Annotated in this window: 23 protein-coding genes; 5 read left to right on the top strand and 18 right to left on the bottom strand. The window is 67.3% G+C overall.

Features of this window, described 5'->3' with window-relative positions; genetic code table 11:
* The 3 genes from ACI48D_RS25500 to ACI48D_RS25510 all read right to left on the bottom strand — a co-directional run.
* Positions 1-1,456, bottom strand: a 1,456-nt coding sequence (locus tag ACI48D_RS25500) for an Ig-like domain-containing protein (RefSeq protein ID WP_435574041.1), incomplete at its 3' end; no start/stop codon positions are given.
* 605 nt (positions 1,457-2,061) lie between these two features.
* On the bottom strand, positions 2,062-3,552 hold the full coding sequence (locus ACI48D_RS25505; protein WP_435574042.1) for an FHA domain-containing protein: 1,491 nt from the start codon (positions 3,550-3,552) through the stop codon (positions 2,062-2,064).
* Positions 3,553-3,619: 67 nt separating this feature from the next.
* A complete protein-coding gene (locus tag ACI48D_RS25510; RefSeq protein WP_435574043.1) occupies positions 3,620-4,594 on the bottom strand; it encodes a PP2C family protein-serine/threonine phosphatase in 975 nt (324 codons plus the stop codon).
* Positions 4,595-4,668: 74 nt separating this feature from the next.
* Here ACI48D_RS25510 and ACI48D_RS25515 point away from each other — a divergent pair, with 74 nt between their 5' ends.
* Positions 4,669-5,145, top strand: coding sequence for a GNAT family N-acetyltransferase (locus ACI48D_RS25515; RefSeq protein ID WP_435574044.1), 477 nt, complete (start codon positions 4,669-4,671; stop codon positions 5,143-5,145).
* On the opposite strand, the gene ACI48D_RS25520 is transcribed toward ACI48D_RS25515, so the two are convergent.
* From ACI48D_RS25520 to ACI48D_RS25545, 6 genes are all read right to left on the bottom strand, one after another.
* On the bottom strand, positions 5,110-5,595 hold the full coding sequence (locus ACI48D_RS25520) for an SH3 domain-containing protein (RefSeq protein ID WP_435574045.1): 486 nt from the start codon (positions 5,593-5,595) through the stop codon (positions 5,110-5,112). The genes ACI48D_RS25515 and ACI48D_RS25520 overlap by 36 nt on opposite strands.
* Before the next feature lie 10 nt (positions 5,596-5,605).
* Entirely contained in the window at positions 5,606-7,192 is a 1,587-nt protein-coding gene (locus ACI48D_RS25525) for a hypothetical protein (RefSeq protein ID WP_435574046.1), read from the bottom strand.
* Between the two features lie 26 nt (positions 7,193-7,218).
* Complete coding sequence (locus ACI48D_RS25530) at positions 7,219-9,603, bottom strand: FtsW/RodA/SpoVE family cell cycle protein (protein WP_435574047.1); 2,385 nt, start codon at positions 9,601-9,603, stop codon at positions 7,219-7,221.
* Positions 9,600-10,550 (bottom strand): protein kinase domain-containing protein, encoded by a 951-nt coding sequence (locus ACI48D_RS25535; RefSeq protein ID WP_435574062.1) that lies wholly within the window; start codon positions 10,548-10,550, stop codon positions 9,600-9,602. The genes ACI48D_RS25530 and ACI48D_RS25535 overlap by 4 nt, the downstream gene beginning before the upstream one ends.
* Complete coding sequence (locus ACI48D_RS25540; protein WP_435574048.1) at positions 10,448-10,951, bottom strand: transposase; 504 nt, start codon at positions 10,949-10,951, stop codon at positions 10,448-10,450. The genes ACI48D_RS25535 and ACI48D_RS25540 overlap by 103 nt, the downstream gene beginning before the upstream one ends.
* Positions 10,952-11,075: 124 nt before the next feature.
* On the bottom strand, positions 11,076-11,546 hold the full coding sequence (locus ACI48D_RS25545; protein WP_435574049.1) for a YMGG-like glycine zipper-containing protein: 471 nt from the start codon (positions 11,544-11,546) through the stop codon (positions 11,076-11,078).
* A 207-nt stretch (positions 11,547-11,753) separates the two neighbouring features.
* Here ACI48D_RS25545 and ACI48D_RS25550 point away from each other — a divergent pair, with 207 nt between their 5' ends.
* Entirely contained in the window at positions 11,754-12,890 is a 1,137-nt protein-coding gene (locus ACI48D_RS25550) for a metallophosphoesterase (RefSeq protein WP_435574050.1), read from the top strand.
* A 98-nt stretch (positions 12,891-12,988) separates the two neighbouring features.
* On the top strand, positions 12,989-14,452 hold the full coding sequence (locus tag ACI48D_RS25555; protein ID WP_435574051.1) for a M20/M25/M40 family metallo-hydrolase: 1,464 nt from the start codon (positions 12,989-12,991) through the stop codon (positions 14,450-14,452).
* Positions 14,453-14,478: 26 nt separating this feature from the next.
* Here the strand turns inward: ACI48D_RS25555 and ACI48D_RS25560 are convergent, their stop codons facing one another.
* The gene (locus ACI48D_RS25560) at positions 14,479-14,850 is read right to left on the bottom strand and encodes a DUF1566 domain-containing protein (RefSeq protein ID WP_435574052.1); all 372 of its coding nucleotides are present in this window, start codon (positions 14,848-14,850) and stop codon (positions 14,479-14,481) included.
* A 232-nt stretch (positions 14,851-15,082) separates the two neighbouring features.
* On the opposite strand from ACI48D_RS25560, the gene ACI48D_RS25565 reads away from it, so the two are divergent.
* Positions 15,083-15,496 (top strand): hypothetical protein, encoded by a 414-nt coding sequence (locus tag ACI48D_RS25565; RefSeq protein WP_435574053.1) that lies wholly within the window; start codon positions 15,083-15,085, stop codon positions 15,494-15,496.
* Positions 15,497-15,643: 147 nt separating this feature from the next.
* Here ACI48D_RS25565 and ACI48D_RS25570 read toward each other — a convergent pair whose 3' ends face one another.
* From ACI48D_RS25570 to ACI48D_RS25595, 6 genes are all read right to left on the bottom strand, one after another.
* The gene (locus ACI48D_RS25570; protein ID WP_435574054.1) at positions 15,644-17,896 is read right to left on the bottom strand and encodes a molybdopterin cofactor-binding domain-containing protein; all 2,253 of its coding nucleotides are present in this window, start codon (positions 17,894-17,896) and stop codon (positions 15,644-15,646) included.
* A gap of 9 nt (positions 17,897-17,905) precedes the next feature.
* The gene (locus ACI48D_RS25575) at positions 17,906-18,376 is read right to left on the bottom strand and encodes a (2Fe-2S)-binding protein (protein ID WP_435574055.1); all 471 of its coding nucleotides are present in this window, start codon (positions 18,374-18,376) and stop codon (positions 17,906-17,908) included.
* Positions 18,377-18,670: 294 nt separating this feature from the next.
* Entirely contained in the window at positions 18,671-19,984 is a 1,314-nt protein-coding gene (locus ACI48D_RS25580; protein WP_435574056.1) for an MFS transporter, read from the bottom strand.
* Between the two features lie 133 nt (positions 19,985-20,117).
* The gene (locus ACI48D_RS25585; protein ID WP_435574063.1) at positions 20,118-21,131 is read right to left on the bottom strand and encodes an asparaginase; all 1,014 of its coding nucleotides are present in this window, start codon (positions 21,129-21,131) and stop codon (positions 20,118-20,120) included.
* Between the two features lie 260 nt (positions 21,132-21,391).
* Positions 21,392-22,078 (bottom strand): SOS response-associated peptidase, encoded by a 687-nt coding sequence (locus tag ACI48D_RS25590; RefSeq protein ID WP_435574057.1) that lies wholly within the window; start codon positions 22,076-22,078, stop codon positions 21,392-21,394.
* 47 nt (positions 22,079-22,125) lie between these two features.
* Positions 22,126-23,154: an acyltransferase gene (locus tag ACI48D_RS25595; RefSeq protein WP_435574058.1), complete on the bottom strand. Its 1,029-nt coding sequence runs from the start codon at positions 23,152-23,154 to the stop codon at positions 22,126-22,128.
* 407 nt (positions 23,155-23,561) lie between these two features.
* Here ACI48D_RS25595 and ACI48D_RS25600 point away from each other — a divergent pair, with 407 nt between their 5' ends.
* Positions 23,562-23,744, top strand: coding sequence for a hypothetical protein (locus ACI48D_RS25600; RefSeq protein ID WP_435574059.1), 183 nt, complete (start codon positions 23,562-23,564; stop codon positions 23,742-23,744).
* 70 nt (positions 23,745-23,814) lie between these two features.
* Here the strand turns inward: ACI48D_RS25600 and ACI48D_RS25605 are convergent, their stop codons facing one another.
* Positions 23,815-25,224: a sodium:solute symporter family protein gene (locus ACI48D_RS25605; protein WP_435574060.1), complete on the bottom strand. Its 1,410-nt coding sequence runs from the start codon at positions 25,222-25,224 to the stop codon at positions 23,815-23,817.
* A gap of 69 nt (positions 25,225-25,293) precedes the next feature.
* On the bottom strand, positions 25,294-26,067 hold the full coding sequence (pcaD, locus tag ACI48D_RS25610) for a 3-oxoadipate enol-lactonase (RefSeq protein WP_435574061.1): 774 nt from the start codon (positions 26,065-26,067) through the stop codon (positions 25,294-25,296).
* Between the last annotated feature and the right edge of the window lie 158 nt (positions 26,068-26,225).

Genomic DNA, 26,225 nt, shown 5'->3' on the forward strand with positions numbered 1-26,225 from the left:
TCTCGGTACCAGTGAAGACACCAGTCTTGGCCGTGTAGGTATCCACACCAGCGGCGGTGGTCTTGGCGAACTGGTCCAGCGTCGCACCGGTCAGGGTGACCGCTGCTCCTGCAGTCACGGTGAAGCCCTTGTCGTAGCCAGTTGCACCAGCCAGGTGGTTGATCGCTACCGTCGGTGCAGTCGTGTCGATCGGTGCCAGAGCCAGTACAGCCGAGCCAGTGTTGCCCGCTACATCAGCCAGAGTCGCCGAGACGGAAACCGTCTCGCCGTTGAAGGCACCCGCTTTTGCCGTGTAGGTATCAACACCAGCTGCGGTGGTCTTGACGAACTGGTCCAGCGTCGCACCGGTCAGGGTGACCGCTGCTCCTGCAGTCACGGTGAAGCCTTTGTCGAAGCCAGTTGCACCAGCCAGGTGGTTGATCGCCACCGTCGGTGGGGTCGTGTCGAGAATGAATGTCAGCGTGCTGCTGGCAGTATTGCCTGCCGTGTCGGTGTCGGTTACCACTACCGTATGGCTGCCGTCTGGAGTCGGCGCAACATAGGTCGTTGTAGCCTTGCCGCCATCGATAGTGTACGTACGGGTCACATCGGATGCCGCCGGACTTACTGCCAATGCCGCATTATTGGTGAGGCTGTCGCCTGCCACGCCACTGTCGGTTGCCAGCGCGACCGTCGGCTTGGCAATCGTCGTGTCCAGAGTGAAGTTCAGAGCGGTGCTTGCGGAGATATTGCCGGCCTTGTCGGTCTGTCGTACAAGTACCGCGTTGACGCCTTCCTTGGCCGTGAAGGTGGCACTCCAGGTCTGGCCGTTGTCGACACTGTACGCCACGGTGGCGTTGGTTTCGATGCCGGTCACGTTCAGCGCGCCTTTACTCGTGATCTTGTCCGAGGACGAGATGCCGGTGTCGCTCGACAAACTGACGGTAGGGGCAGTCGGTGCAACAGTATCCAGCGTGACAGAAACCGGATTCGAGGTGATCGCCTTTTTTCCGCTTGTCGTGCTGGCGACGAAAACATAGTCGCCGTCGGCCAGGTCGAAACTCTTGCCGACGGTTTGCTTCGGGACTTGCCAGCTACCATCCGCAGCGATCGAGGCGGTATAGCTCTTCAGTAATGTACTTTGCTTGAGGTCACTGGCTGCGTACACATTAATGGTGACGATTCCCGAGGCGAACGTGCTGGTGCCGGCGATCGGAAATCCGCTGTTCGTCTCGGAATTATTGATCATGTTGTCAACGGCGACGGCGGTGATCGCCAATGGAGCAGCAGCACTTGCGGTCGCCGAGGTGGCGGACGTCGTCGTGGAGCCGGTGTTGCTCAGGGTAGTCGCGGTGACAGGCATGGAAAGGTTTCCTTTATCGTTGTTGGGATGGAACGTTTTACTAGCGATGGGACGATATTGCTGTTGCGTAGACAGCCGGAGGGATGAGTTGAGGCGCGCGGCATACCAGTGCATGTCAGGCTGTCGCCCGTCATACAAGATGATTGCTACGCATTGGATCACCTGGCTTGTTTAGCCCAAGGCAATGGAAAACTCGCTTGGTCGTTGTCGTGAAGGCAAACACCCGGACTCGCCGGCCTGCTTTCGCGGTCAGTGGCAGGAACGGCAGATATCCGATCGGACGCATGTGCTCAGCCGATGCGCTGGGCTACTTGTCGTTATTTGCGGCCTGATCGGTGACATCTACCGGGCACCATCGTCTCTTGCTGAGTTTTATTGCTCTGCATCCCTGTTCGGTATATTAGAGACAAATTAATGCCCTTACATCAGCAGAAAGTACTAAACGGTATAGACAAATGTACTAGGTGAAAGAAGTTCTCCCAGGACATTAATACTACGCGGAAATGCACATACGATAGAACTTGGCACTTTCTATGCCGGTGGCATAATGACAGGTAGCCATCGCTTGCATAGTTGCGCTAACGGCGGGGAGGTTGCGATGCATATTCCCAAGGAAATCCAGATACCGGTCATTGTGTTCGCGCTACAGGCCGCTTTGCTGGCCGGGGCGGCGCTTGTGTTCCTGATGTTGCGGCCCTGACGGGCGCGGTGCCGCCCCTTCAGTGCGGCGCGACTTGCGACCCGGCTCGGCGGTCGGCGCTGCGCGCTGCGCGCGTTTCGGGGTAGGCGCCGGCCGTGAAACGTACCCGGCCGTGAAAACCCGCCAGGCGGTTCAATGCGGCCGCCGGGCCGAGCGGCGTTTCCGCACCGCTGGCCGGGTCGCGGTGCCAGAAGCCGCCGTCGCGGTGGAACAGTTGCGGCAGCACGGCCGCTCGCGGCAAGGCGCAGCCGGCGGCGGCCGCTGTAGTGGCATGGGCTGGGGCCGTCTCGGGCGCCAGCAGCATGAAGCATTCGGCCGCGCCGCCGGCGTCGACGCGGTGCAGCACCACCGCATGCGGCAGCAGCGCCGTCACCACCAGCGCCGCCACGCCCTTGATGCTGGCGGTCAGCTCCACCCGCATCCCCAGCCGCAGCGGCACCGGATTGTGCCTGCCGGGCCAGGTCCCGTCCAGCAGCAGGCCGTAGCGCGACACGTCCTCGATCTCGAAACTCTGCCGTCCCGGCCGGATCAGCGCGTGGCGCGCCGAGATGCGCCGCGTCAGGCCGTCGTGCTCGGGACCGCGCTCGCCGTAGTGGCACAGCAGCAGGTCGGCATCGGCATCGATCCGGCCCAGTACCCATTCGTCGCGGGCAAGCAGGCGCAGGTGGCGCTGCATGCCGGCATCCGGTTCGGCGGCCACCACGCAGGCGCTCGATGCCGGGCAGGGATGGGCCGCGCGCGTGGCCGGCAGGTCGATCTCGATCAGCTCTTCGTCCCAGGCGATGGTCGGCAGCGCCAGGTCGATCTTCCCCTCGGTCGCGCCGGGTTGCGCGCCGAACTGGACCTGGGCGATGGACGCGTTGCGGGCGTCGATCGCGAGGTCGAGCGGGCCGGCGGCGTCCAGGCCGTGCAGGCGCGCGATCGAGGCGTCGTCGGCCTGGATGCGCACCTTCCGGCGCGCCGTCAGATAAGTCTGGTGGATCTCCGCCAGCGAGGCATCGAGGCGCGGCACCAGCAGCACCACGGTGGCGACCCAGGTGCGGGCGCCGCCGGGCTGCTGCCCGTCGCGGGCGTGCAGCTCGACGTCGACCCGGTACTGGCCATGCTCGCGCCCTCGCGACGAGAACTCGACCACCACCGGGCGCCAGCCGCCGCGCAGGCTGCGGGTGAAGGTCTGGCGGCCGCCGCCCTGGGGCAGCAGTGCCGACTGCAGCAGCATGCTGAGTTCGGCCGGGCAGTCGTCCGGCATGCCGCGCAGCTCCAGCTTGATGGCCTGGCGGCCGCCGGCGGCGCGCGGGTCGAAGCCGCTGATGTGCAGCCGTGGCCCAGGCTGCTCGCCCGGCCGGATCGCGTCAAGCGCGTCACGGCTGGCACGCACGGCCTGCAGCATGCCGAAGCTGGAGGGGAGGGCGTCCGCCGCCGGCTGGCCGTGGCCATGCGCGCAGGCCTGCTCGCCGGGCATGATCCAGGCGGTGCAGTGCGGATGGTCGGGGCTGCTGCAGCGTATCATGGGTAGTGGTTCGGGTTGGCGGGTTCGGCCTTGGCGTTGGAACAAGCTTACGTGATTTTAGTCGAGTTCAGGCGCCCGGCAGGACGGTTTCCTCACGCGCCGCGCCGCCCGGCGTGCGCAGCAGGATGGCCGTCACGTTATCCGGGTAGAAGAAGGCCGGCGGATGCGCTTCGTAGGCGCGCAGCAGGGCCGCCAGCATGCCGGTCGCATCCAGCCGCCCGCCGAGCAGCTGCGGCCACTGGGCCACCCAGCCGTAGGGATCGGAGCAGGACCACAGGCCGTCGGTCGCCAGCAGGTAGCTGGCGTCCGCACGCAGGCGCAGCGCGCGCCGGTCCGGCAGGGCGCACAGCCAGGATGGCAGGTTCAGCGGCGTCAGCTCGAACAGCGGATCGCTCAGCTGGGCCGGGTTGGCGAAGGCGTTCCCGAGGATGAAGGCCTGCGAGACCTGGGGCCGGTGCTCGCCGTGCACCTGCTGCCACCATTCCTGCTCACCCAGCAGGCCGGCCATCGCGAAGGCGGTGGCCGGCACATGGTCGACCGTCAGCGGCGCCACGCGCTCGCGCGTGATCTCGTACAGGCGCGAGTCGCCGACGTGGTACAGCAGCGGATCGCCGCCTTCCGGCAGCTCCAGCATGGTAAGGGTGGTGCCGGGGCGCGGCCCCGGTCCGGCCAGCATGGCGAAATGGTGCTGCAGCTCGGCGTGCAAGGCGTCCAGGCGGCGCGTCAGCTCGGCGGGCGAGTCGCAGGGCGGCATCGCCAGCAGGCCGGCGGCCACCGCTTCGGCGGCTTCGCGTCCATGCCCATGGCCCCCCATCCCGTCCAGCACGGCCAGGCGCGCATGGCCCTGGCGCCAGCGCGCCAGCCGGCGGCGCTGCGGCTGCTGGTCCTGGAGCCAGACGGCCTGGCCGCCGCTGTCGATCAGCAGCAGGTTGTCCTGGTTTTCTTCGCGCAGGCGCGGCCCGGCGCCCAGCCGCGAGGCGGCGGCCACGTCGAACGCGCCGAAGCGGAGGGAGGAAGCGATCGAGCCTTCGGGAATCTGCATCCCCGTACTCTAACCGGAAATAGCAAAAAACCAAGCGACGATTAGCAGGACTTTTCCCTTACACTGGCAACATCATGAAAATCCGCTCCCTGGTCGCCGCCGACATTCCCGCCGCCGCCGCGCTGCTGCGCCGCGCCGCCGAAGCCTTCATCCTGCACGAATCCACGCCGGCCGACGGCGCCGTGTTCCTGACCGAGCAGGGCGAGGACGGTATCCGCGGCTTCCTCGACAAAGGCTATGTCTACCACGTGGCCGAGGTCGACGGGACGCTGGCCGGCTTCATCGCCGTGCGCGAGCGCAGCCATGTTTACAGCCTGTACGTCGACAGCCGCTTCCACCGGCGCGGCATCGCGCGCCGGCTGTGGGAGACGGCAAGCCGGGCTGCCTTCGGCCCCGGCCACCCGGGGGCTTTTACCGTGAATGCCTCGAACCACGCCGTGCCCTTCTACGCCTCGCTCGGCTTCGTGCCGACCGCCCCCACGCAGGTGGGCATCGTGCGCTACAACCCGATGCGCTTAACGATCGACGGCGCGCTCGTCGACCCGGCGTAGCCACAGGCTGCTGGCCCAGCCTTCGACGTCCTGTCCTTTCAAGCGGGCGCGCACGCGCCACCAGTCGCCGTCCGCCGCGCCGGTGCGCGTGACCAGGGTCCCGGCCGGCAGTACCGCCAGGCGCGGCGCGCCGGTCGCCTTCGCCGCGCGCAGGTTCAGGTCGTCGACGACGCGGTAGCGCGGCGCGGGCGTGACTGACGAAGCCAGCGCCGCCAGCGGAACCGGTGTCGCCGGCGGGACCGGCGCCGCCACCGGCCGTGCGGGCGTCGCCAGCAGGCCCGCGAACAGCGTGCCGAAGGCCAGCGTGCCGCCGCCCACCAGGACCAGCGTGCCGGCGGTCGGGCGGCGCCACCAGCGGCGCGGCGTCAGCACGGCCGCCAGCACCAGGGTCAGCACGAGCCCGAGGCCGTAAGCGGCAGCCAGGGCCCAAGGATTCGCCGTGCTCATCATCAGGCGCTCATCAGGCATCGAAGCGCAGCACGTAATGGCCGGCAACCAGGTGGTGGCCGGGCGGCAGCCGGTAGGGCTGCTCCGGCGTGGCCTCGCCGATCGCCGCCACGAAGCGCAGCTGCTCGTCGAGGTGGTACAGGGCCTGGGTGGCGCTGGCGCGCGCGATGCGGTAGCCGTCTGGGCCGGCCTCGAAACTGAAGGCCTTACGCGAGAGGCCGAGGCGATCGGCGCTGGACGATGGCGTCCCCGGGCCGGCGCGCAGGAAGCGGGGGGAATCCAGCACGCGCAGGGCGGCCAGCATCGGGGCACCGCGCCCGAACAGGAAGCGCGCGCCCGGCGCCACCGGCAGCGCCGGCGCCTGCGGCAGGCGCAGCAGGGCCAGGTAGCGCTCGGCCATCTCGGGCGCGGGCGCCAGCAGCTCGACCTTGGCGCCCTCGACCGGGCTGAAGGTGCTGGGGGCCGCCACCGCTTGGCGTCCGGCGGCCGTGACCGCATGCAGGACGTCGCCGTCGTCGACCGCGAAGCCGAGGATGATGTCGGCGCCCGGCGCGGACGGCGCCAGCGCGCGGTTCAGGCCGATCTCCAGCGCCTCGGCGCCGGTCTCGCGGTAGCGCGACAGGCGCGGCAGGGCCAGGGCCGCCAGCGCGACCCGTTGGCGCGCCACCGGCGCATAGGTGGCGTCGCCCTCCGCGGCGGCCGGCGCCGGCCGGGCCAGCGGCACCGCGGTCATGTCGGCTTCGAGTGCCTGGCGCGGCTTCCAGACCGCCGGGCGGGCCGAGGGCGCCGGCGCCGATGGGCTGCAGGCTGGGATCGGCGAGGCGGCGCGGGCCGGCGCGGATGGGGAAGGCGTGCTGCGCGCGCCCGGCGCCGGGGTGATCCGCAGCAGCAGGCGCAGCGGCGCGCCGGCGGCGTCGACCCCGCCGCGGCGCGAGCGGATCGTGAAGTAGCCGCCGGCCTGGTCGTAGCTGCAGTCGAAGGCGTCCTTCGGGCGCACCTGCACCTCGAGCGGAGACTCCGGGCCGTCGTTGATCAGGAGGATCGCGCCTTCCGCGCCGAAGGGCCAGCCGGGCGCCACGTGGGTGGCTTCGTGCTCGTCGTGGCCGATCAGGGTCAGGCGCTGGTTCGGGTAGACCGGGCAGACCGTCTTCCAGACCGCGCTGTCGCGCGACACGCTGACCGTGTACTGCAGCTTCTCGCCGGGCGCCGGCAGGTAGACGGCGTGGCCGAAACGGACCTCGACCTCGCCCGGCGCCAGGTCTTCGGCGCCGACCACGTGGTAGCGCACGTCGTCGCCGCCGAGCAGGTCGCCGAAATCCTTCTGGTGCAGCGCCGTCAGGCCCTGCGCCAGGTCGCGCACGCGGGCGCCGCGCGTGAGGTGGCGGTCGTCGTCGACTTCTTCCTGCGGCAGCGCCAGCGTCACGTGCGAGAAGCAGCGCGTGGCGGCGCGTCCGCGCTGCTCGCGCGGCGCGCGCTCCAGCAGGTCGCGCAGCAGCGGACGGCGCGCGAACAGGGCCAGCCCGGGCGCCTGCCAGATCGCCTCGGGGCTGAACACATCGTTGATCCTGGCAAGGGTTTCGTGCTGTACGTAGACCGGCATGATTCATTCTCCTCTGATGTTGGGCACTAATCCGCGCTGTCGCTGGCGACGCACACCGCTAGCAGGGGGCAGATGAAAAACAGCAGGTGCGAACCGCCCGCCGACAGGAAGCTCATCGGCTGGCCCATCACCGGAAAGATCGCTAGGTTGGTGCCCCACGAGAGCAGGAAGTGGCCGGCGGTGAAGGCCGCGCCGCCGCACAGCAGGAAGCAGCGGAAGCGCGCGCGCCAGGCCAGGCGGAAGTCGCGTGCGCGGGCGACGTCCAGCCAGCAGCGCACCGCCGTGTGCAGCAGCCCGGCCAGGAACAGCGCCTGCAGGCACCACAGCAGCAGGGCGGCGGCCAGGCCGTGGCGGTTCAGGAAAAAGGACGGCGCGAAGTCATCCTGGACGGCGGGGATGCGCAGCAGCGGCCCGCCATCCTGGCCCAGCGAGGCCAGGCCGAACAGGTGGTCGGCGCCGAACCAGCCGCCACCGGCGATGGCCTGCGCGCCCAGCAGCAGCTGCTGGCCGGTATGCGGATGCGAGCCCGGGTCGAGCCAGACCATGAAGCGGTCGGCATAGAAGTTCCAGCGCGCGAACTCGCCCGGCCCGGCGGCGCGCAGGAACACGACCCCGGCGACGCCGGCCAGGGCCGCGCCCACGCAGGCCAGCGCCAGCCCATGCCGGGCGCCGGCCAGCGCGAAGGCCAGCGCCATCGCGCCGCCCCACACCGCCAGCAGGATCAGCGGCGAATAATCGTCGACCTGCACCAACGCCACCGCCAGCAGCACCAGGAACAGCAGCGCCGGCGCGCCCAGGCGCAGCGCGCGCAGCAGCGCGCCACCCGGTGCCGGCTGGCCGCTAGAGGCCAGCGCCAGGCAGTGGGCGGTGAGGGCGCTAAGCGCCAGCTTGGCGAATTCCACCGGCTGCAGGTCGAACACCCCGGTCTCGTCGCCGAACGCGACCTGCAGCAGCAGCAGCAGCAGGGCCACAGCGCTCAGCAGCAGCAGGGCCAGTTCGACCTGCGCCTGCGCCAGCGGACGGCTGCCGTGCGACGGGCGCAGGGCGCGCAGCAGCCCGCAGGAACCGGCGCCGATCGCCAGCAGCGCAGCGGTCTTGCCGGCGTAGCGCAGCCACGACGATTCCGGCCCGCCCAGGCCCATGTCGAGCTGGGCCAGCAGGCCGATCGCGAGCAGCAGGACGGCGGCGCAGGCGGGCAGCGAGCGGCCGGCGGCCAGCCAGATACACCACAGCGCGCCCCATGCAGCCAGCAGATTGACGCCGATGCCGGCCGGCGCGCCGCTCTTCTGCAAGTACAGCAGCGCCACGCCGGTGCTCGCCAGCAGCAGGGCGCCGAGCGCGCCGAGGCTGCGTGCGCGGCCCAGGCGGCACGCGGCGCCGGAAAGGAGCAGGGCCGCGCCGGCCGCCGCCGTCAGTGCCAGCGCGGCGGCCAGCGGCAGCGTCGCCTGCTCCGGCAGGTGCCAGTGATCGCGCCGCGTCCATGACCAGCTGACCCCCTCGGGCAGGCGCAGCTGGGCTTCGCGGTAGAGGCCGACGTGGGACACCGGCTGCAGATGCAGCAGGTCGCCGTTGCGTTCCAGGAGCAGGCGGGTGCGGCCCAGTTGCAGGGCATTCGCGCCGTCCAGGCGCGCCTCGCGCTCGGCCAGCAGCACGGCATCGCGCGGATCGCCGGCGGGCAGCAGCAGCAGCGGGGCCTGGTCGGAACCGGCGCCGCCCGCCAGCAGCATCCCGTCCGGGGTCTGCCGGATGCTGGCGGCGGGTGCCGCGACGCCGGCGATGGCGATGCGGTTGCCGCAATCGAGGTTGCCGCCGAAGACCAGCGGCCGGGCCAGGCCCAGCACCGAGGGCAGCAGCCGGTTCCAGGCGCTCACCAGGCGCGCCGCCAGCCGGGCGTCCGGACAGTCGGGCTGGGGCAGGCCGCCGCGCAGCAGGGTGGCGCCGTCGTAGCGCCAGCGGGCGCCGCCGCGCTTGAACGCGACGCTGCCGGCGTCGACGGCATCGATGTCGAAGCTGGTCGCGCCCAAGCGAAAGCGCTGCCCCTGGACCAGCAGCACGCTGCCGGCGCGGCGCCGCAGTTCGCCACGCTGCACCGCCAGGGAAGGCTGGGCACCGGCATCGGCGGCCCACCAGCTGCCGGCGGCATCGCGCCGCAAGCGGATCCGGGCGCCATCGGCAGGCGGCAGGCCGAGGGCGGCGCCGTCCAGCACCATGTCCTTGCCGGCGTCCAGCGCGACCGCAATCCGGGCCGGCATCCAGGCGGCGGGGGCGCGCAGCAGGCAGGCCAGCTGCAGACAGCACAGCAGCAGGAGCAGGGCGGCGACCGGCCTGCGAGCGCCGCGCCGCGCCGCGCACGCCTCCGCACCGGCGTCGCATCGCGCAGCTGCCGTGCGATAGACCGCCGCGCCGCTCATGCCGCGCTCCGCATGGCGTCGTTCGCCCAGGCGCCGCGCGCGCGCTCGACCAGGCGGCTGATCTCGAGGGCGTGGCGGGGCCGCTGTTCCGGACGCGGGGCCAGCAGCGCGCGCAGCAGGCCGAGGGCCGCATCGCCGGCCACGGCCGTGGCCAGGCCGGCATGGCGCAGGTAGAGCGCGGCCTCGTCCGGCGCCAGGATGGCCGGCAGGCCGCCGCCCTGGCGCGCGCGCAGGACGGCGGCGCCTTTCATGCCGTGTTCGCGCCAGGCACCGCCGCAGGCGCTGCTGAAGCGCAGCATGGCGCCGGTGACCACGTGGTAGAGCAGGGCGCCGAGCGCGAAGTAATCGCTGCGCGCGTCGGTCAGGTAGCGGCCGTCGGCGCCAGGGAAGAATTGTTCGGGCGCCTGCCAGCTGGCGGTGCCGGCGTAGGAATGGGGGGCGCGGTCGGCCAGCGGACGATTGGTGCCGAAGTCGGTCAGCTTGAGGGCGCCAGCGCCGTCCACCAGCAGGTTCGCGGGCTTCAGGTCGAGGTGGCGCCAGCCGTACTGGTGGACCTTGGCCAGCGCCTGGTTGGCCTGGGCGGTCCAGTCCAGCGCCTGGGCGAAGGAGGGCGCCTCGCCGCGTGCGCGCAGCATGTCGAGGTGGCGTCCGAGGTCGCCGTCGAGGAGTTCGAGCGCCATCGCCGGCTGGCCCAGGTGCTCGCCGCTGTCGAGCAGGCGCACGATGTGGCGCTGGTCCCAGGGACGCAGCGCCCGCAGGAAGGCGATCTCGGCTTCCAGGCAGTCGGTCCAGCGTTGGCGTTGCGGCGGCAGGGCCTGGGCCATCTGCGCGGTATTGACCAGTTTCAGGACGGCGGGCAGGCCGCCGCCGGCCGGGTCGGCGCGCCACAGCAGGCCGTAACTGGAACTGGCCAGCGGTTCGCGCAGGCGCCAGGCGCCGGCCGCCAAGGTGATGATGTCGCCCGCTTCGAGCATGTGTCCTCCGGTCCGTGGCGGCACAGGCGCCGCCGCACTGGGCTAGCCGGGGGAAGGAGAAAGAGCATGCCGTCGAGGTAGTCGCGCCAGCGGGACTTGTGGCGCAGCCGGGGCAGCGGCGTGCCGCTCAGGGCGTTGAAGGTGCGCGCACAGAGGCGGCAGCGATAGCGCTGCAGGCCGTTCGCATGGCCATGCCGGTAGGGACAATCGGCCTGGCAGCGTGGGCAGCTTGGTGTGGTGCCGGGGTGGTCGATGAGGTCGCGTGCCCGATCCAGTCCGGCCGCCGATTGCAGCAGCGCCAACAGCCGGTCGCGCTGGCGCCGGGTCAGGCTGGAGACGTGTTGGAGAAATTGCTCGAACTGCCGCACTGGCATGGTCCCTCCGTCAACGGTTCAGGTTGACGTTGGATCGGGCGTTTGCCGAAAAGATTCCACACTTAATGCGAACGGCGCAAAAAAAAACCGCGCCGGGGCGCGGTTTCTTCAGGTGAGGCGTCGATCAGTGGTGCCAGCCCCAGCCGCCATGGTGGCGTTCGTAGCCGCGGTCGTAGTAGCGGCCGCGATCGTAATACGGGCGCGATTCCACATACACCGGTCGCGATTCGACGTACACCGGTCGCGATTCGACGTATACCGGGCGCGGTTCGTAGTAATAGCTCGGACGCTCTTCCACGTACACGGCGGCCGGTGCCGGCTGGTAGTAGTTGCTCGCGTAAGCGCCCGAATAGTCGCTGGTGGCGTAGCCGCGGTTGCGGTAGTAATAATCGTCGTTGGTGCGGACCGAGTTGCCCACGGCCGCGCCGATCGCCGCGCCGACCAGGGCGCCGTCGCGTCCGCCTGCACCGCCGCCGATGGCCGCGCCGGCCAGTGCGCCGATCACCGTGTTTGCCCCCCGATCTTGAGCCATTGCCGTGGAGGACACGGCGGCCGCGGCCAGGAGCACCGCACCAAAGCATTTTTTGTTCAACATGGCTTTTCCTTCGGCCTCAACGGGGATCTGGATGATCTCAACGACGTAAGGCATGAGGGTAACTATAGCCCCCACGGGCGAGGCTGCCACCGGTTAATACAGATTCTTACACCTGCATCAGTGACCGTAACATTTAGAACGGCAGGGGCTTGCAGTCGTTCAGGCCCGCCCCATCTAGCAGGAGTCTTCTTTTATTGACTTCAGTCCATGGCGCGCCGACGAACGTCTGTTTCCTTTCTTGCAATCCTGGTGCTGGTGCACCTGTACATCGGTCTGCGCTTGCTGCCAGGTATGGAACTGGGCGTGTTGGGCATGCTCATCGGTATCCTGCTGCTGGCGCTGTCAGCGCTGCTGGTGCGGATCGGCCTGGTCGCGCCCAGCTTGCGCCGCAGCCGCTGGTCCGGCCCGCTGGCCTGGACCGGACTGCTGGCGATGGGCTTCTTTTCCTCCTTGCTGGTGCTGACCCTGGCGCGCGACGTACTGCTGCTGATCCTAACGCTCACCGGCTCGGTCGGCCCGGCGCTCATGCGTAACAGCGCGATCGCCGTGCCCCTGCTGGCGCTGGCCGTCACCGGCATCGGCTTCGTGAATGCGCGCCGCCTTGCGCGCGTGGTGCGGGTCGATGTGCCGATCGTCGGTCTGCCGCAGGAGCTGTCCGGCTACGCGATCGCCCAGATTTCCGACATCCACGTCGGTCCCACCATCAAGCGCGCCTACCTGAATGCCATCGTCAACAAGGTCAATTCGCTCAAGCCCGACGCCATTGCCGTGACCGGCGACCTGGTTGACGGCAGCGTGCAGCGACTGGCCCTGCATACCGAACCGCTGGCGCGCCTGGCGGCGCCGGACGGCGCTTTCTTTGTCACCGGCAACCACGAATACTATTCGGGCGCCGAGCAGTGGATCGCCGAGGTGCGCCGCCTGGGCCTGCGCGTGCTGCTCAACGAGCACGTGATCCGGCGGCGCGGCCAGGCTGCCCTGATGATCGCCGGCGTGACCGATTACACGGCCCAGCATTTCAATCCGGCCCACAAGAGCGATCCGCACCTGGCCGCGGCCGGGGCGCCGGACGACGTCGCCGTCAAGGTGCTGCTGGCCCACCAGCCGCGCAGCGCGCCGGCGGCGGCCGACGCCGGCTTCGACCTGCAATTGTCCGGCCACACCCATGGCGGCCAGTTCTTCCCCTGGAACCTGTTCGTGCCGCTGCAGCAACCCTTCGTGGCGGGCCTGAACCGGGTGCGCTCCCTGTGGGTGTACACCAGCCGCGGCACCGGCTACTGGGGGCCGCCGAAGCGCTTCGGGGCGCCATCCGAGATCACGCTGGTACGCCTGGTTCCCGCTTGAGAATTCCCCGCTTATGTATTTATCGCAATAAATTTCCTAAAACGGTGGCGATTGCGTTATTGTTTCGGTCATTTCGACCCGAACCAAAGGACACTTGCATGAACCGCCGCACCCGTCTTCCTGCCCTTACTTTTGTTGCCGCCACCCTGCTGGGCGGCTTCGCGAATGCCGCGACACCCGGTAATGATCCGGGGGCGCTCGCCAAGGTGCGCGATACGGCGATGCAGAGCGACTATGCCTACCAGCGTCTCGAAGACCTGACCGACCTGGTCGGCCCGCGCTTGTCCGGCTCGGCCGGCGCCGCCGCCGCCGTGACCCAGGTCGCCGGCGAGCTGCGCAAGCTGGGCGCCAAGGTGACCTTGCAGCCGGTCAAGGTGCCGCACTGGGTGCGCGGGGCCGAGACCGGCGAAGTGGTCGACTACAAAGGCCGTCCGGCCGGCGTCACCCAGAAAGTCGTGCTGACCGCCCTGGGCGGTTCGGGTGCGACCCCGGCGGCCGGGATCACGGCCGAGGTCATCGTGGTGCGCAGCTTCGACGAGCTGAAGGCCCGCGCGGCCGAGGTGAAGGGCCGGATCGTGCTGTTCGACGTGCCGTTCGACCAGAACATGGCCGACCGCGGCCTGGCCGGCACCGCCTACGGACAGGCGGTGGCCTTCCGTGGCGCCGGTCCGCGCATGGCGGCCGAGATGGGCGCACAAGCGGCCCTGGTGCGCGCCGTCGGCGGCGCGGCCTTCCGCATCGTCCACACCGGCGCCACCAACCTGCCGGAAGACAAGCGTATTCCGGCGGCCGCAATCACCATCGAGGATTCGATGCTGCTCGCCCGCCTGGCCAAGCGCGGCCCGGTGCGCCTGCACCTGACCCTGACCCCGCAGACCCTGCCGGACGCCGACAGCTACAACGTGATCGCCGACTGGCCCGGCACCGACAAGGCCGACGAGATCGTGCTGGTGTCCGGCCACCTCGATTCCTGGGACCTGGCCACCGGCGCCAACGACGACGCCTCCGGCGTGGTCAGTGCCATGGGCGTGATCGACACCCTGCGCAAGCTCGACTACCGTCCGCGCCGCACCATCCGCGTGGTGGCCTGGATGAACGAAGAAAACGGCGGCCGCGGCGGCAAAGCCTATAACGATGCCTTCAAGACGACGGCCGAGAAGCACTTCGCCGCCTACGAGGACGACAACGGCTCAGGCCGCCCGTTCGGGCTGCGCGGCGGCGTCAGCCTGCAGTCGGCCAAGCTGATGGCACCGCTGCAAGCCGCGCTGTATCCGATGGGCGCAGGGGCCTTCCGCCGCGAAGACGTGATTGCCTCGGGCGACTTGCACGACCTGGAATCATCGGGCGTGCCGAGCTTCGAGCCGTGGATCGACTCGGCCAACTATTTTAATTACCACCACACCACGGCCGACACCTTCGACAAGGTCGATCCCGACAACCTGCGCCGCCACGTCGCCGTCATGGCGACGACGGCCTGGTTCCTGGCGAATGTGGACCAAGCAATCGGCCGTTCGAACGTGGCGGCGCCGGCGCCGGCGACCACTGCCGCCTCCGCCAATTAAACGGACAGCGCCTGCGCTGCGCCGGCTCAGCTGCTGCTGATCCGCCGCACCGCGCGCGCGTGGCCGCGGAAGGGCCGGCCATACACGGTCTGGATGCCGCTGGCGAAGTTCTGCCCCCACACCAGCTGCGGCCGGGTATCGTGCGGCTCGTTCGACCAGTACCACACGCGGTCGAAGCGTTCGCGCAGGTTGGCGAACAGCAGGGCGAGTTCGCGCCGCGTGGGCAAGTCGCCATCCTGGGACAGTGCCCATTCGCGTGCGGTCGGCCAGCTGACATCCGATACATCGTCGGCCAGCAGCACCAGGTGGTAGTCCGCCTCGCCGTCCTTGCCCAGGATGAGGCCGGCATAGGCCTCGCCTTCCTTGAGCATCTCTTGAATTCTTAGATATTCACCCATCGCGCAATCCTCGCTTATGTCCTTCGGTCTGGTAGTAAGACCATGTTCACCGCGAGTCAGTTGCCGCGCGCAATACGACGCAGCTCATAACGACGTGCGCCCAAGCTGATCCGTGTTGGCTGAGTTCCGTTTCCATTTCATTACCAAGGGAAATCTTTTTTCGAAAAAGTTGAACTTTGGCAGTTTCCTTGCGTCAAAGGAGTACATTCGCTTTTTGCCGTAGGTACTCCAGATGAAACAACTTCTTGCTCTTGCTTCGACAATCGGACGCCATGCCGTGCTGTGCTGCGGTGCCGTGGTCTTGTTGAGCGCATGCGGCGCCGGCGTGACCGACCCCGCCAATGGCCAGCAATCGCAGACCGCCGCCGAGCTTGCCAGCGGCACCAACCAATCCGCAGCATACAACGCCGCCGCCATCCCCACCGGCGCCGAGGCGGGCACGCAGGATGCCGCCGCCGAGGGCGCGGCCGCCGCCCCCGCCGCCAGCCCGGCCGGCAACATCGAGCCGGCCTACGACAGCAATCCGCAGTCGCCGAGGAACGCCGGATTGTCGAACCAGACCGAGGCGCCCGCCGACGCCGCAAGGGGCGATGCTCCGGCCGATGGCACGCCCGCCGCCTGCGATACCGGGAGCTGCCAGCACTGATCGGGAATGGTTTTGCTCTCCCGGCCTTGTCTCTGGGGGCCGGGTTCAGCCCGCAAGCCGCACGGCCTGCGGGCTTTTTTAGCTTAATCTTGAAGAAGAATCAGGAGTGCGGCAACCGATGTCCGCGCCGGTCCGTGGTACCGCTTTTCAGCTTGTGCCGGCTGCGGCGCCATGCAAGGCCAGCAGCCCGGCCTTGACGCGTTCCGGAGTGAACGGCACCTCGCGCAAGCGCACGCCGATCGCATCGAACACGGCATTGCCGATCGCGGCCGGGATCACGGCGGCACTCGGCTCGCCGGCGCCCCAGGGCTTTTCGGCGGGGCGGTCGATGACCACGTACTCGATCTTCGGCACCTCGGGCATGCGCAGGATCGGGTAGCTCACCCAATCCACGCTGGTGACATTCGAAGCGTCCCATTGCACATCCTCGACCAGGGTGCGGGATACGGTCTGGATCACGTTGCCGTCGATCTGGTTTCTCAAGCCGTCGGGGTTGATCACCTGGCCGCAGTCGTGCGCGACGGTGCACTTGGCGACCCGGATCGCGCCACTGTCGAGGTCGACTTCGACATCCGCCACCACGCCCACGTAGGTACGCACGAGTTCGTATTTGACGTAGGCCACTCCCCGCCCGCGCGCGATCCTGCCGTTGATGTTCGAACGCGGCGCCGACGGCTGCCACCCGGTCGCTTCCTTGAGCCGCTGCAGCAGTTCCAGCCCGCGCGGATCGCTGAGCTGATGGATGCGCGCCTCGAACGGGTCGACGCCCGCCGCGTGCGCCATCTCGTCGAAGAAGGACTCGACCGCGAAGTTGTTCTGCATGCGGCCCGGGGTGCGGATCCAGCTGGCACGCAGTGGTGTGCTCTCGATCCAGTGCACGGTGGCCTGCAGATTCGGGATCGCATACGGGATCGCCAGGCCCTGATGGATGTTCCCCGGATGATCCAGGTCGCTGGGCAGGCCGGCATGCTGGGCCGCCACCAGCGGGACGTAGAAATCCTTCGGCCGGGTCGGCAGCCAGGTCTCCGACGACCAGGCTGCCAGCTTGCCGTTGCCGTCCAGTCCTCCCTTGATGGCCACCGTGGTCGGCACACCTTTCGGGTCCCAGCCATGCTCGTCATGGCGCATCCACTGTACCCGCACCGGCTTCCCGAGTTCGCGCGCGATCAGGGCGGCATCGGCGGCCGCATCCTCGTTGCCGTTGCGGCCGTAGCAGCCGGCGCCATCGATATAGATGCAGCGCACGCTGTCGGGCTTAGCCTCCAGCATCAGGGCGATCTGCTTTTGCAGGTTGTGCGTCATCTGGGACGAGGTCCAGACCGTCATCAGGCCGTCGCGGTAGTCCGCCACTGCGCATGAGGGACCGATCGAGCCGTGGGTGTGGACGGCGAAATGGTAGTCGGCCGACAGCACTCGCGGCGTGGCGCCCAGCGCCGCGGCCGCGTCGCCGGCCTTCTGCAGCACTTCGTCGTTGACGACGCGCTCGCTGCGCATGTGCTCGAATACCTTGCTCTTTTCCGGCAGCCCCTTCCAGTCGCTCCACTGGACCTTCAGCAGACGCGACGCCTTGACCGCGCCCCATTCGGAGGTGGACAGCACCGCGAGGAAGTTGCCCTTGCGGACAGTGCGCACGAAGCCCTTCACGTGGCGCGCCTGGCTATCGTCGACGGACAGCAGCTGCGACTTGATGCCGGCCGGGCGGATTATCCGCGCATGCAGCATGCCGGGCAGGCGGAAGTCCTGCATGTAGGCAAATTCGCCGGTGACCTTGGCCGGGATGTCGACCCGCGCGACCGGCTTGCCGACGATCCGGTAGCTGGCCGGGTCTTTCAGCGGCGCCTTGGCGTCCACCTTCATCGCCAGCGGCGCCTCGGCCACCAGGGCTGCGTAGGCGACCGCACGGCCATCAGCGGCGCGCACCGTGCCGTCCACGGTACGTGCATCCGCGGCGGCGATGCCGAGCCGGGCCGCGCCGAGTTGGCGCAAGGCCTCGCGTGCGGTGGCCGCGGCCTGGCGGATCTGCATGCCGCCCACCTGGATCGACAGGCTGCCGAAGGTCGGGCCTTGGTCCGGCGTCAGCAGCGTGTCGCCCTGCACCAGTTCGACCTTATTCAGCGGCACGTCCAGCTCCTCCGCAACGATCTGCATGAGCGCGGTGCGCACGCCAGTGCCGAGGTCGACCTTGCCGGAATACACCTTGACACTGCCGTCGGGGCTCACGGCGAGGAAGCCCGCCACGTCGTCGGCTGCCACCGACTTGGCCGCAGCGCCGGCGGCCAGCGCGGCTGCCTCGGCCGGCTTCATGAAAGCGGCCGGGGCCAATGAGAAGCCGACCACCAGCGCTGCGCCCTTGAGGAAGGCGCGGCGCGAGGCAGGCTTTGCGTCTTGTTCCTGGATCATGATGTCTCCTTAGGCCGTGACCGGCTGGCCGCTGGCGCGCTGTACCGCGCGGATGATGCGCTTGTGGGTGCCGCAACGGCACAGGTTCATCGCCAGGCCTTCGCGGATCTGCTGCTCGGACGGTGTCGGATTCGCTTTCAGCAGATCGGCCGCCTGCATGATCATGCCGTTGATGCAGTATCCGCACTGCGCCGCCTGCTCGTCGATAAAGGCCTGCTGGAGCCGCGACGGCCGGTGGCTCGAGCCCAAGCCTTCGAGCGTCGTGACGGCAGCCTTGCCGACCGCCGCCACCGGCATCACGCAAGACCTGACCGCAGCACCGTCGAGGTGGACCGTGCAGGCACCGCACTGGCCAAGGCCGCAGCCAAAGCGGGGCCCGCGCAAGCCAAGATCGTCGCGCAGGACATATAACAGGGGGGTATCGGAATCGGCTTCGACCTTTTTGGGCGCGCCATTGACCTTCAGGATGTACTTCGGCATGGACTCCTCGATCCTATTAGTGATGAAGGCGGCCGGTCGGGCCGCCGCCGCGAATGGCGCCGCCCGCACGTGTGCCGGTTTCCCAGCATCGCACGTGGATGTTGCCTATAAGAGTATATGTTGAATTAAGGAAAAAGCCACATTACAGAAATATAATGTGGCCTGGACAGCGTCGAGCGCTGCATTGAACCCATGCGCTGCGCACGGAATGCGGGACCGCGTGGAATGTCGAAGATGCGACGCTCCTTCCGGGTCGTGGATCCGGAAAGGAGCGCCGATGCATTCACTGAAGCCTTATCGATTCACCAGACTGCGCGGCTGCAGCAAGGCCAGGACCGCGCCAAGGAACAAGGCGCCCGACACGACATACATGCCGGCATTGGTGCTATGCGTCACATCCTTCATCCAGCCAATAATCGACGGGCTGACGAAGCCGGCCAGATTACCGACCGAATTAATCATGGCGATACCAGCGGCGGCCGCGGTGCCGCCCAGGATGGCGCTCGGATACGTCCAGAACACCGGCATGGTCGCCAGCAGGCCGGCGGTACCCAGGGACAGCGCGGCCATCGCCAGGACCACATTGTTGCCATAAATGGTGGCGAGCATCAGGCCCAGGCCGCCAAGCGCGCTGGCGATCGTAAAGTGCCAGCGGCGCTCGCGGGTGCGGTCCGCGCTTTTCGCAATCGCCAACATCGCGACCACGGCGCAGCCATAGGGAATGGCAGTCAACAGGCCGACATTCAGCGCATCCTTGACGCCGGCAGCCTTGATCAGCGTCGGCAGGTAAAAGCCGACACCGTACAGGCCCATCATGCAGCAGAAGTAGATGACAGCCATCAGCCAGACGCGTGGATTTCCAAACACACCGGACAGCGAATGGTCCGTTTTGCCGGCATTCTCGTTAGCTATATTTGCCGTCAGCAGCTGTTTCTCCTCGTCGCTCAACCAGGAAGCGGCGCTGATACTATTCGGCAAATAGAAAATCGTGACGATACCCAGCACCAGCGACGGTACGGCTTCCACCAGGAACAGCCACTGCCAGCCGGCCATGCCGTGGAAGCCCTGCATGGCGTTCAGCAGCCAACCCGACAGCGGACCGCCTACCACGCCGGCAATCGGGATGCCGATCATGAACAAGGCATTCATGCGGCTGCGGCGCTGCGCCGGGAACCAGTAAGTCAGGTAGAGAACGATGCCGGGGAAGAAGCCTGCTTCGGCTACGCCAAGGAAAAAGCGCAGCACGTAAAACATGGTCGCACTGCTGACAAATACCATCGCGCCGGACAGAATCGCCCAGGTAATCATGATGCGGCCAATCCAGACGCGTGCACCGACCTTGTGCATGATGATATTGCTGGGGACTTCAAACAAGAAATAACCAATGAAGAAAATGCCGGCGCCGAGTCCATAGACCGTTTCGCTGAACTTCAGGTCATTCAGCATTTGCAGCTTGGCGAAGCCGACATTGACGCGGTCGAGATAAGCCGCAACGTAGCAGATAAAAAGGAAAGGAAGCAGGCGCGCAGTGACCTTGGCATAGCTGCTGGCTTCGAGTTGCTCGCGCTGCGTTGTCGCCGCGCTGCCTGAAAGAGTGGTGGTATTCATAGTCGGATTAGATTTGCTTGCATGATGGGAGCTCGCCGCACGGCACGTTCAGCTTGCCGGTTTCATGCAATAAGAATATCAGAGCCTGAGGCGATACGCCATGCCGCAGACTCCGCCACCCGAGAAACGAAGCTCAACGGCTGAAAGCCGCCTGCAGGTTTTTCTGGTCAGCTATGCCGCTCTGTAACAGCAGCATCAGCAGGATGCGCGCCTTTTGCGGGGACAGGTCGTCAGCCATGACAGCGCCGGCGTCGACCAGCGTTTTGCCTCCGCCTTCAAAACCGTAATTCGGCAGCACTCGTCCGTTCGGCACCCGACTCGCAATAACGACGGGGACCTTTTTGGACAGCGCATACTTGACCGCATTGAACATGGGAATATTCATATTGCCCCAGCCGAGCGCCTGCACAACGATCCCCTTGACGCCACTGTCGACCGCCGACCGCAGCAGACGCCCGTCAGCGCCGCCGTACATGGCGACGATTTCCACATCCGGCATTTTGTCGGTTCTGATTCCAATATATTGGCGGCGCAACGGTGCCCGAGAAAATGTAATGCGGTCAAAATCGACTTCGCCGAGGAAACCATAATCACCGGACTTGAAGGTTTCGACGCTCGACGTATGCGTTTTTGTGACATCGCGCGCGGCGTTGATCTGGCTATTCATGGCGAGTAGCGCGCCTTTTCCCTTGGCTTGCGGATCGACCGCAATACGCACCGCATTCAACAGGTTGTGCGGACCGTCGAAATCCGGCTCGGACGCATTACGCTGGGCGCCGATCAGGACGATGGGCTTGTCGGATTTGACGGTGAGGTCGAGCCAGTAAGCGGTTTCCTCGAGGGTATCGGTACCATGCGAGACAATGACGCCGGCGACGTCGGGACGCGCCAGCGTATCGGACACGACCTTGGTCAGCTGAACCCAGCGCGGCGGATCCATGTAGTCGGACGGCACATTCGACACATTGTTCACCTCGACTCTTGCGTACTTGGCTACATCGGGAACCGTGGCAAGCAAATCTTCCCCGGAAATCGCGGGGACAGGGGCTTTTTTCACCGGGTCGATTTTCATCGCAATCGTGCCTCCGGTGGCGATCAGGGCGACCACGGGTTGGGGCATCTGGGCAAAGGCGAAATTTGCACTCATCAAGGCCAGGGCGGTAACTGACTTTATCGTTTTCATTCTAAATTAGTCCCCATAAATATTATGTTGGCGTACCAGTGTTGTTGCAATCGCATTGTTGCATACACAATTCATTGGGGTCAAAAGGGAAAGCTATGCGTTTGCCGGATGATAGATATCACGAGAGGCAATTGGACGAGCCTTGTGCGGCGCAGCATAATAATCACGTCTCCTCTATTCTCCCCAAGAGATTAGATTCAGCCCGCTCTCGAGCGGGCTTTTTTTTATGCGTCGTCGTCCTGCTCGTCGACCGGCTGGGCGATCTGCGGGCCGTCCGCGTTCGGACGGTTCACGGCCTTGCTGACCTGATGCCACTCGAAGGCTTCCGCCGGCACGGCCGCATGGCGGGCCAGTTCGAGCGCCTGCTGCGGGCTCAGGGCGGGGGACAGCCAGAGCGCGGCATCCTCGGCGCCGAGCACGACGGGACGGCGGTCGTGGATGTCGAGCATGCCGCCCGAGGCGTCGTCGGTGACCAGCACGAAACCGGCTTCCGCGCGGTTTTCCTCGAAGGAGCCGAAGTTGGCGAGCGCCAGCAGGAACAGGGGAGCGTGGTCCTTGCGGTGGATGTGCCAGGGCTGCTTGTGGCCTTTTTCGCCGGTCCATTCGTACCAGCCGTCGGCGGGCACGACGCCGCGGCCATTCTTGAGCAGGCGCGACCAGTAACTGCTGGCCAGCTTTTCGAGGCGTGCGTTGATGGCGATAGGAATCTTGCCCTCGGCCCATTTGGGGCGGTAGCTCCAGAACACGTCGTCGACGCGGTGCTCGCCATCCTCGATATGCATCACCGGGCGGTAGGTGCCTGGCGCGGCATTCGTGGTCGGCCCCGACTCGCTGTCGAAGACGGCATCGGCCCAGCCGAACGCACTGGCGTAGTGGCGCGCGGTCTGGCTTTGGTCAAATCGTCCACACATGCCCCGATCCTACCGTAGTTGCCGGGAATCGGGCGTCCGTTAGCCGTTCAGGTGACGGCGCGGCGCGCCACCGGTATCCGCGAGACGATCCAGGTGAAGCCGAGCGACAGCAGGAATACCAGCATCACATAGCGCAAGCCGCCGGCCGGGCCGGCTTCGATGCCGTCGACGGCGCGCAGCCCGTCCACGAACAGGTAATGGGAAGCATAGACCCCAAGCACCAGCGGACCCAGCGCGGCCAGCGCGGGGATCCGCGCCGGGCGCGGGTCCGCCAGCGCGATCATCGCCATGCCGAGCCCGAACGGCCAGGTGCCGAGCGTGAAGTCCTGCGCCATGTTCGTGCCGAAGCGGTGGTGCAGCCAGCCGGCCTCGCACAGCTGCAGCAGCAGGCCGCCGATGGCGAGCAGGGCGCCGGTGGCGGCCCAGGATGGTTGCGGACCGCGGCGCCGCAGCGCGTGGCCGGTGGCGAACATCAGCAGGCTGAAGAATGGGCCATTGCGCAGGTTGAAGGCGATGTGGAAACCGAACGGGGTGTCGGCATAGGCCTTGCCGGCCAGCCCGATCGCGTACAGGACGATCGCGAGGACGAACAGGCTGCGCTCCAGCTGGCGCGACAGCAGCGCGCCGCTGATCAGTGCCGCGATCGCCAGCGCCGGCAGGAACCACAGGTGGACCTTGGCCCCCTGCAGCAGCAGCGTGGCGAAGCCGCCGCGCATCGTCGCCAGCCGGGTGGCCCACGCCGCGAGCGTGCCCGCCACGCCCAGCCGGCCGAGCGTGTCGAGCTCGGATACCAGGAAATACACGGCGCACCAGGCCACGAACAGCAGCAGCACCCGCCGGGCCAGCGCCAGCGAGCAGCGCAGGTAATCGGCGCGGCCGCTGCATTTTGCCGACCAGAAATAGCCGGACAGGATGAAGAACAGGGGAACGGCAAACCGTTCGCCCTGGTTCAGGAAGGTGGCGGCATCGAAGGCGCTCCCGACCGCGCCGGGACCTTCGTGCCTGGCCGTGTGCAGGGCGATGACGGCGAGGATCGCCAGTACCCGGAACACGTCCACAGCTTGGAAACGGGACATGGACTGATCTTAACCGTGACGGGAAAAATATGCCCGTGGAAACGTGCCCGGGGAAATGAAAACAGGATGTGCGACTGCGCTGACGCGACGACGGGAAGTCGGTAACCCATTCAGGCCCTTGTGCCCGCCCGGGGCGTCCCAACTTCCTGTCATGCTTCGTTAGTAGTTCTCTGTACTTCTTTGTGTCTCCATCTCAGTGATCGGCTGAGTTATCCGCCGCTGTCCGCGCAAGCGACAGCGGCGCTTTTTTATTGGCGGACCGCGCCGGCCTTGCCCGCGAGTATAAACTTTCCTACGGCTTAGGGCAGAATCCATGCGGCATGTACGTTTGGCCGGACATGCATTTGCGGGCGGGCCAGACCCGGCGTATGCTGGCCTTACACAAGAGCCTATAAGCGGAGACCATCATGAAACTTCGGCTGGCACCATCGAACCTGGCAACGCGTCTGCACCGTCCCTTGCGTTTCGGCAGCCGCTGGCGCGGCCACGAGCTCCCGCTGCGTCTCTGCCAACTGATCCTGCTTGCCTTGCTGGCGGTGACGGTGGCGCGGCTGGTCGGCCAGGGCATCGCGCGGATACTCGCCGGCTGAGCCCGGCGGCGCCGCGTCATGCTGATCGCGCTGGTGGCGGTCGCCAACCGGCGACCGCCGAAGGGCTGACCTAGGATGTCGCCGCCGTCGAGCCCGACGGTAGCTTCGGCGCCGGCGGCGCCTTGAACAGGTGGCTGATGCCCATCGTCAGCAGGGGCGCGGCCAACGCCAGGTAGGAGCTGTCGACGCCGAACGGGTTCCCGGCCAGGAACCAGCCGATGGTGGCGACCACCGACAGGATCACGCCGACGAAGGCGCCGCGCGGCGTGCCGAAGGTCGGCGCGTAGAAGGCCATCAGCACCAGCACGGCCAGGGTCGCGCGCAGGGCCTTGCCGAGGAAGGCGATCATCAGGAGCTTGTCCGCGGACAGGGCCAGCACCAGCGGCAGCAGGCCGGCGAACAGGATGGCGATGCGGATGAAGCGCACCGATTTGCGGTCGTCCTTCTCCTTGTTGAAGATCGGATCGTAGAAATCCTTCATGGCCAGCGTCGCCGAGGCCAGGGTGGTCGCGGCGATGCCGCCGAACAGGGCGCCGGCCAGGCCGACCACCATCACGCTGGCCGAAAACGCCGGCATGTGCGCGATCAGGGTCGGGAAGGCGTCGATCGACTTCACGCCCGGATACATCACGGCGCTGCACATGCCGACCACGGCCGCCATCAGGCCGAACGGGATCATCAGCGCGGACACGTAGAAGCAGGCGCGCTTGGCCACCGCCGGGTTGTCGGTGCTGACCAGGGCCTGGATCACGTACTGGGTCGCGAAGATCGAGCCGATGCCGCCGATCATCCACGCGACGATCTGGCCCCAGCCGACTTCGACCCAGTCGAACATCCTGGCCGGCAGCTGCACCTGCAGCACCTGGATGCCGCCGCTTGCCTCCAGCGCAAACGCGAGCGCCAGGATCATGCCGAGGTATTTCATGATCGAGTGGGCGAAGTTGGTGTAAACGACCGAGCGCATGCCGCCCAGGCTGACGTAGATGACGGTGATGCCGCCGGTCAGCAGGATCGCGGTGGTCTTGTCGATGTGGAGGACCGCGGCGAGCACCGCGCCGCCGCCGGCGTACAGCGCGACCGCGACGATCGACAGTGCGACGATGGTCAGGACCGAGGCGGCATAGCGTACCGGCTCGCCATAGGTTTGCGCGAGGATGCCGGAGATCGTCGATTGACCGCTCTCCTTGTATTTCTTGACCAGCACCAGGGCCAGCAGCAGGAAGCCGAGCGACAGCGCCACCAGGTTCCAGGCCGCGGAAATGCCCAGTTCGAAGCCTTTCTGGGCGGTGCCGATGCTGACCGAGCTGCCGATGAACTCGGACAGCAGCAGCGCCCCGATCAGGTAGGCCGGGTAGTTGCGGCCGCCCGCGGTCATGCCGTCGCTGCTGTTGGCGTGCCGGCGCACCCGGTAGGTGATGATCGACATCAGGGCGAAGTAGCCCAGCGTGATCGCACCGATGATGATCAGTCTCGTTTCCATTTTTGTCTCCTTGAAAAGACACGGCCGCCCGTCCGGGGACAGGCGGCCGTGCTTGCGATGCTTGTTGTTTTAGCCGAGCAGGAAGCCGCGCAGCGCGCGCGTAAACGCGGCGCCGGCTTCGACGTTCGAAATGTGCGAGGCCGGCACCACCGCCAGCTGCGCGCCGGCGATCCGCTCGCGCAGCCATTCGCCGTCGGCGACAGTGGTGACCGGGTCGTATTCGCCCGCTACCACCAGCGTCGGCACGCCGATCTGCGGGATGGCCTCGCGCAGGTCCGCATGGGTGAGGGCGTCGCAGCAGGCCGCATAGCCCTCGGCGTCCTGGGTCCGCAGCGTCTGCACCATCCGCGCCACCGTGTCGGGGGCGCGTTCGATGAAGTCCTGGGTGAACCAGCGTGCGGGCGCACCGTCGGCAATCGCTTCCATGCCCTCGGCGCGCACCTGCCCGGCGCGTGCGCTCCAGCCCTCGGGCGTGCCGATCCGGGCTGCCGTATTCGCCAGCACCAGCCGCTCGATGCGGCCGGCGGCGTGGATGCCCAGCCACTGCCCGGTCAGTCCGCCCATCGAGATGCCGCAGAACGCCGCCTTTGCCACGCCGAGGTGGTCGAGCAGCGCCACGACATCGCGGCCGAGGCGTTCGATGGTGGCGGGGCCGCTGGCCGACTGGCCGTGGCCGCGGGTGTCGTAGCGCACGACGAAGAAATCGGCGGCCAGTTCGGCGGCCTGGGCGTCCCACATGCCCAGGTCGGTGCCGAGGGAATTCGACAGCACCAGGCAGGGGCGGGCCGGATCGCCGTCGGTACGGTAATGCAGGCGACTTGTGCCGGCGTCAAAAAAAGGCATGGCTTCTCCTTGGTGTCTGCATGCGGATCAGGCGGCGGCGCGCGGACGGGCGACGGTCGTGCTCGGCATGGCGTCGCTCTCGCGGTACAGGTGGAAATCGAAATCGATCGAGGCGAACGGCTTGTCGACGCCTTTTTGCTGGATCTGCGCAGGGTCGG

It is taken from the genome of Massilia sp. LXY-6, assembly GCF_051233485.1.
Classification (GTDB): domain Bacteria; phylum Pseudomonadota; class Gammaproteobacteria; order Burkholderiales; family Burkholderiaceae_D; genus Telluria.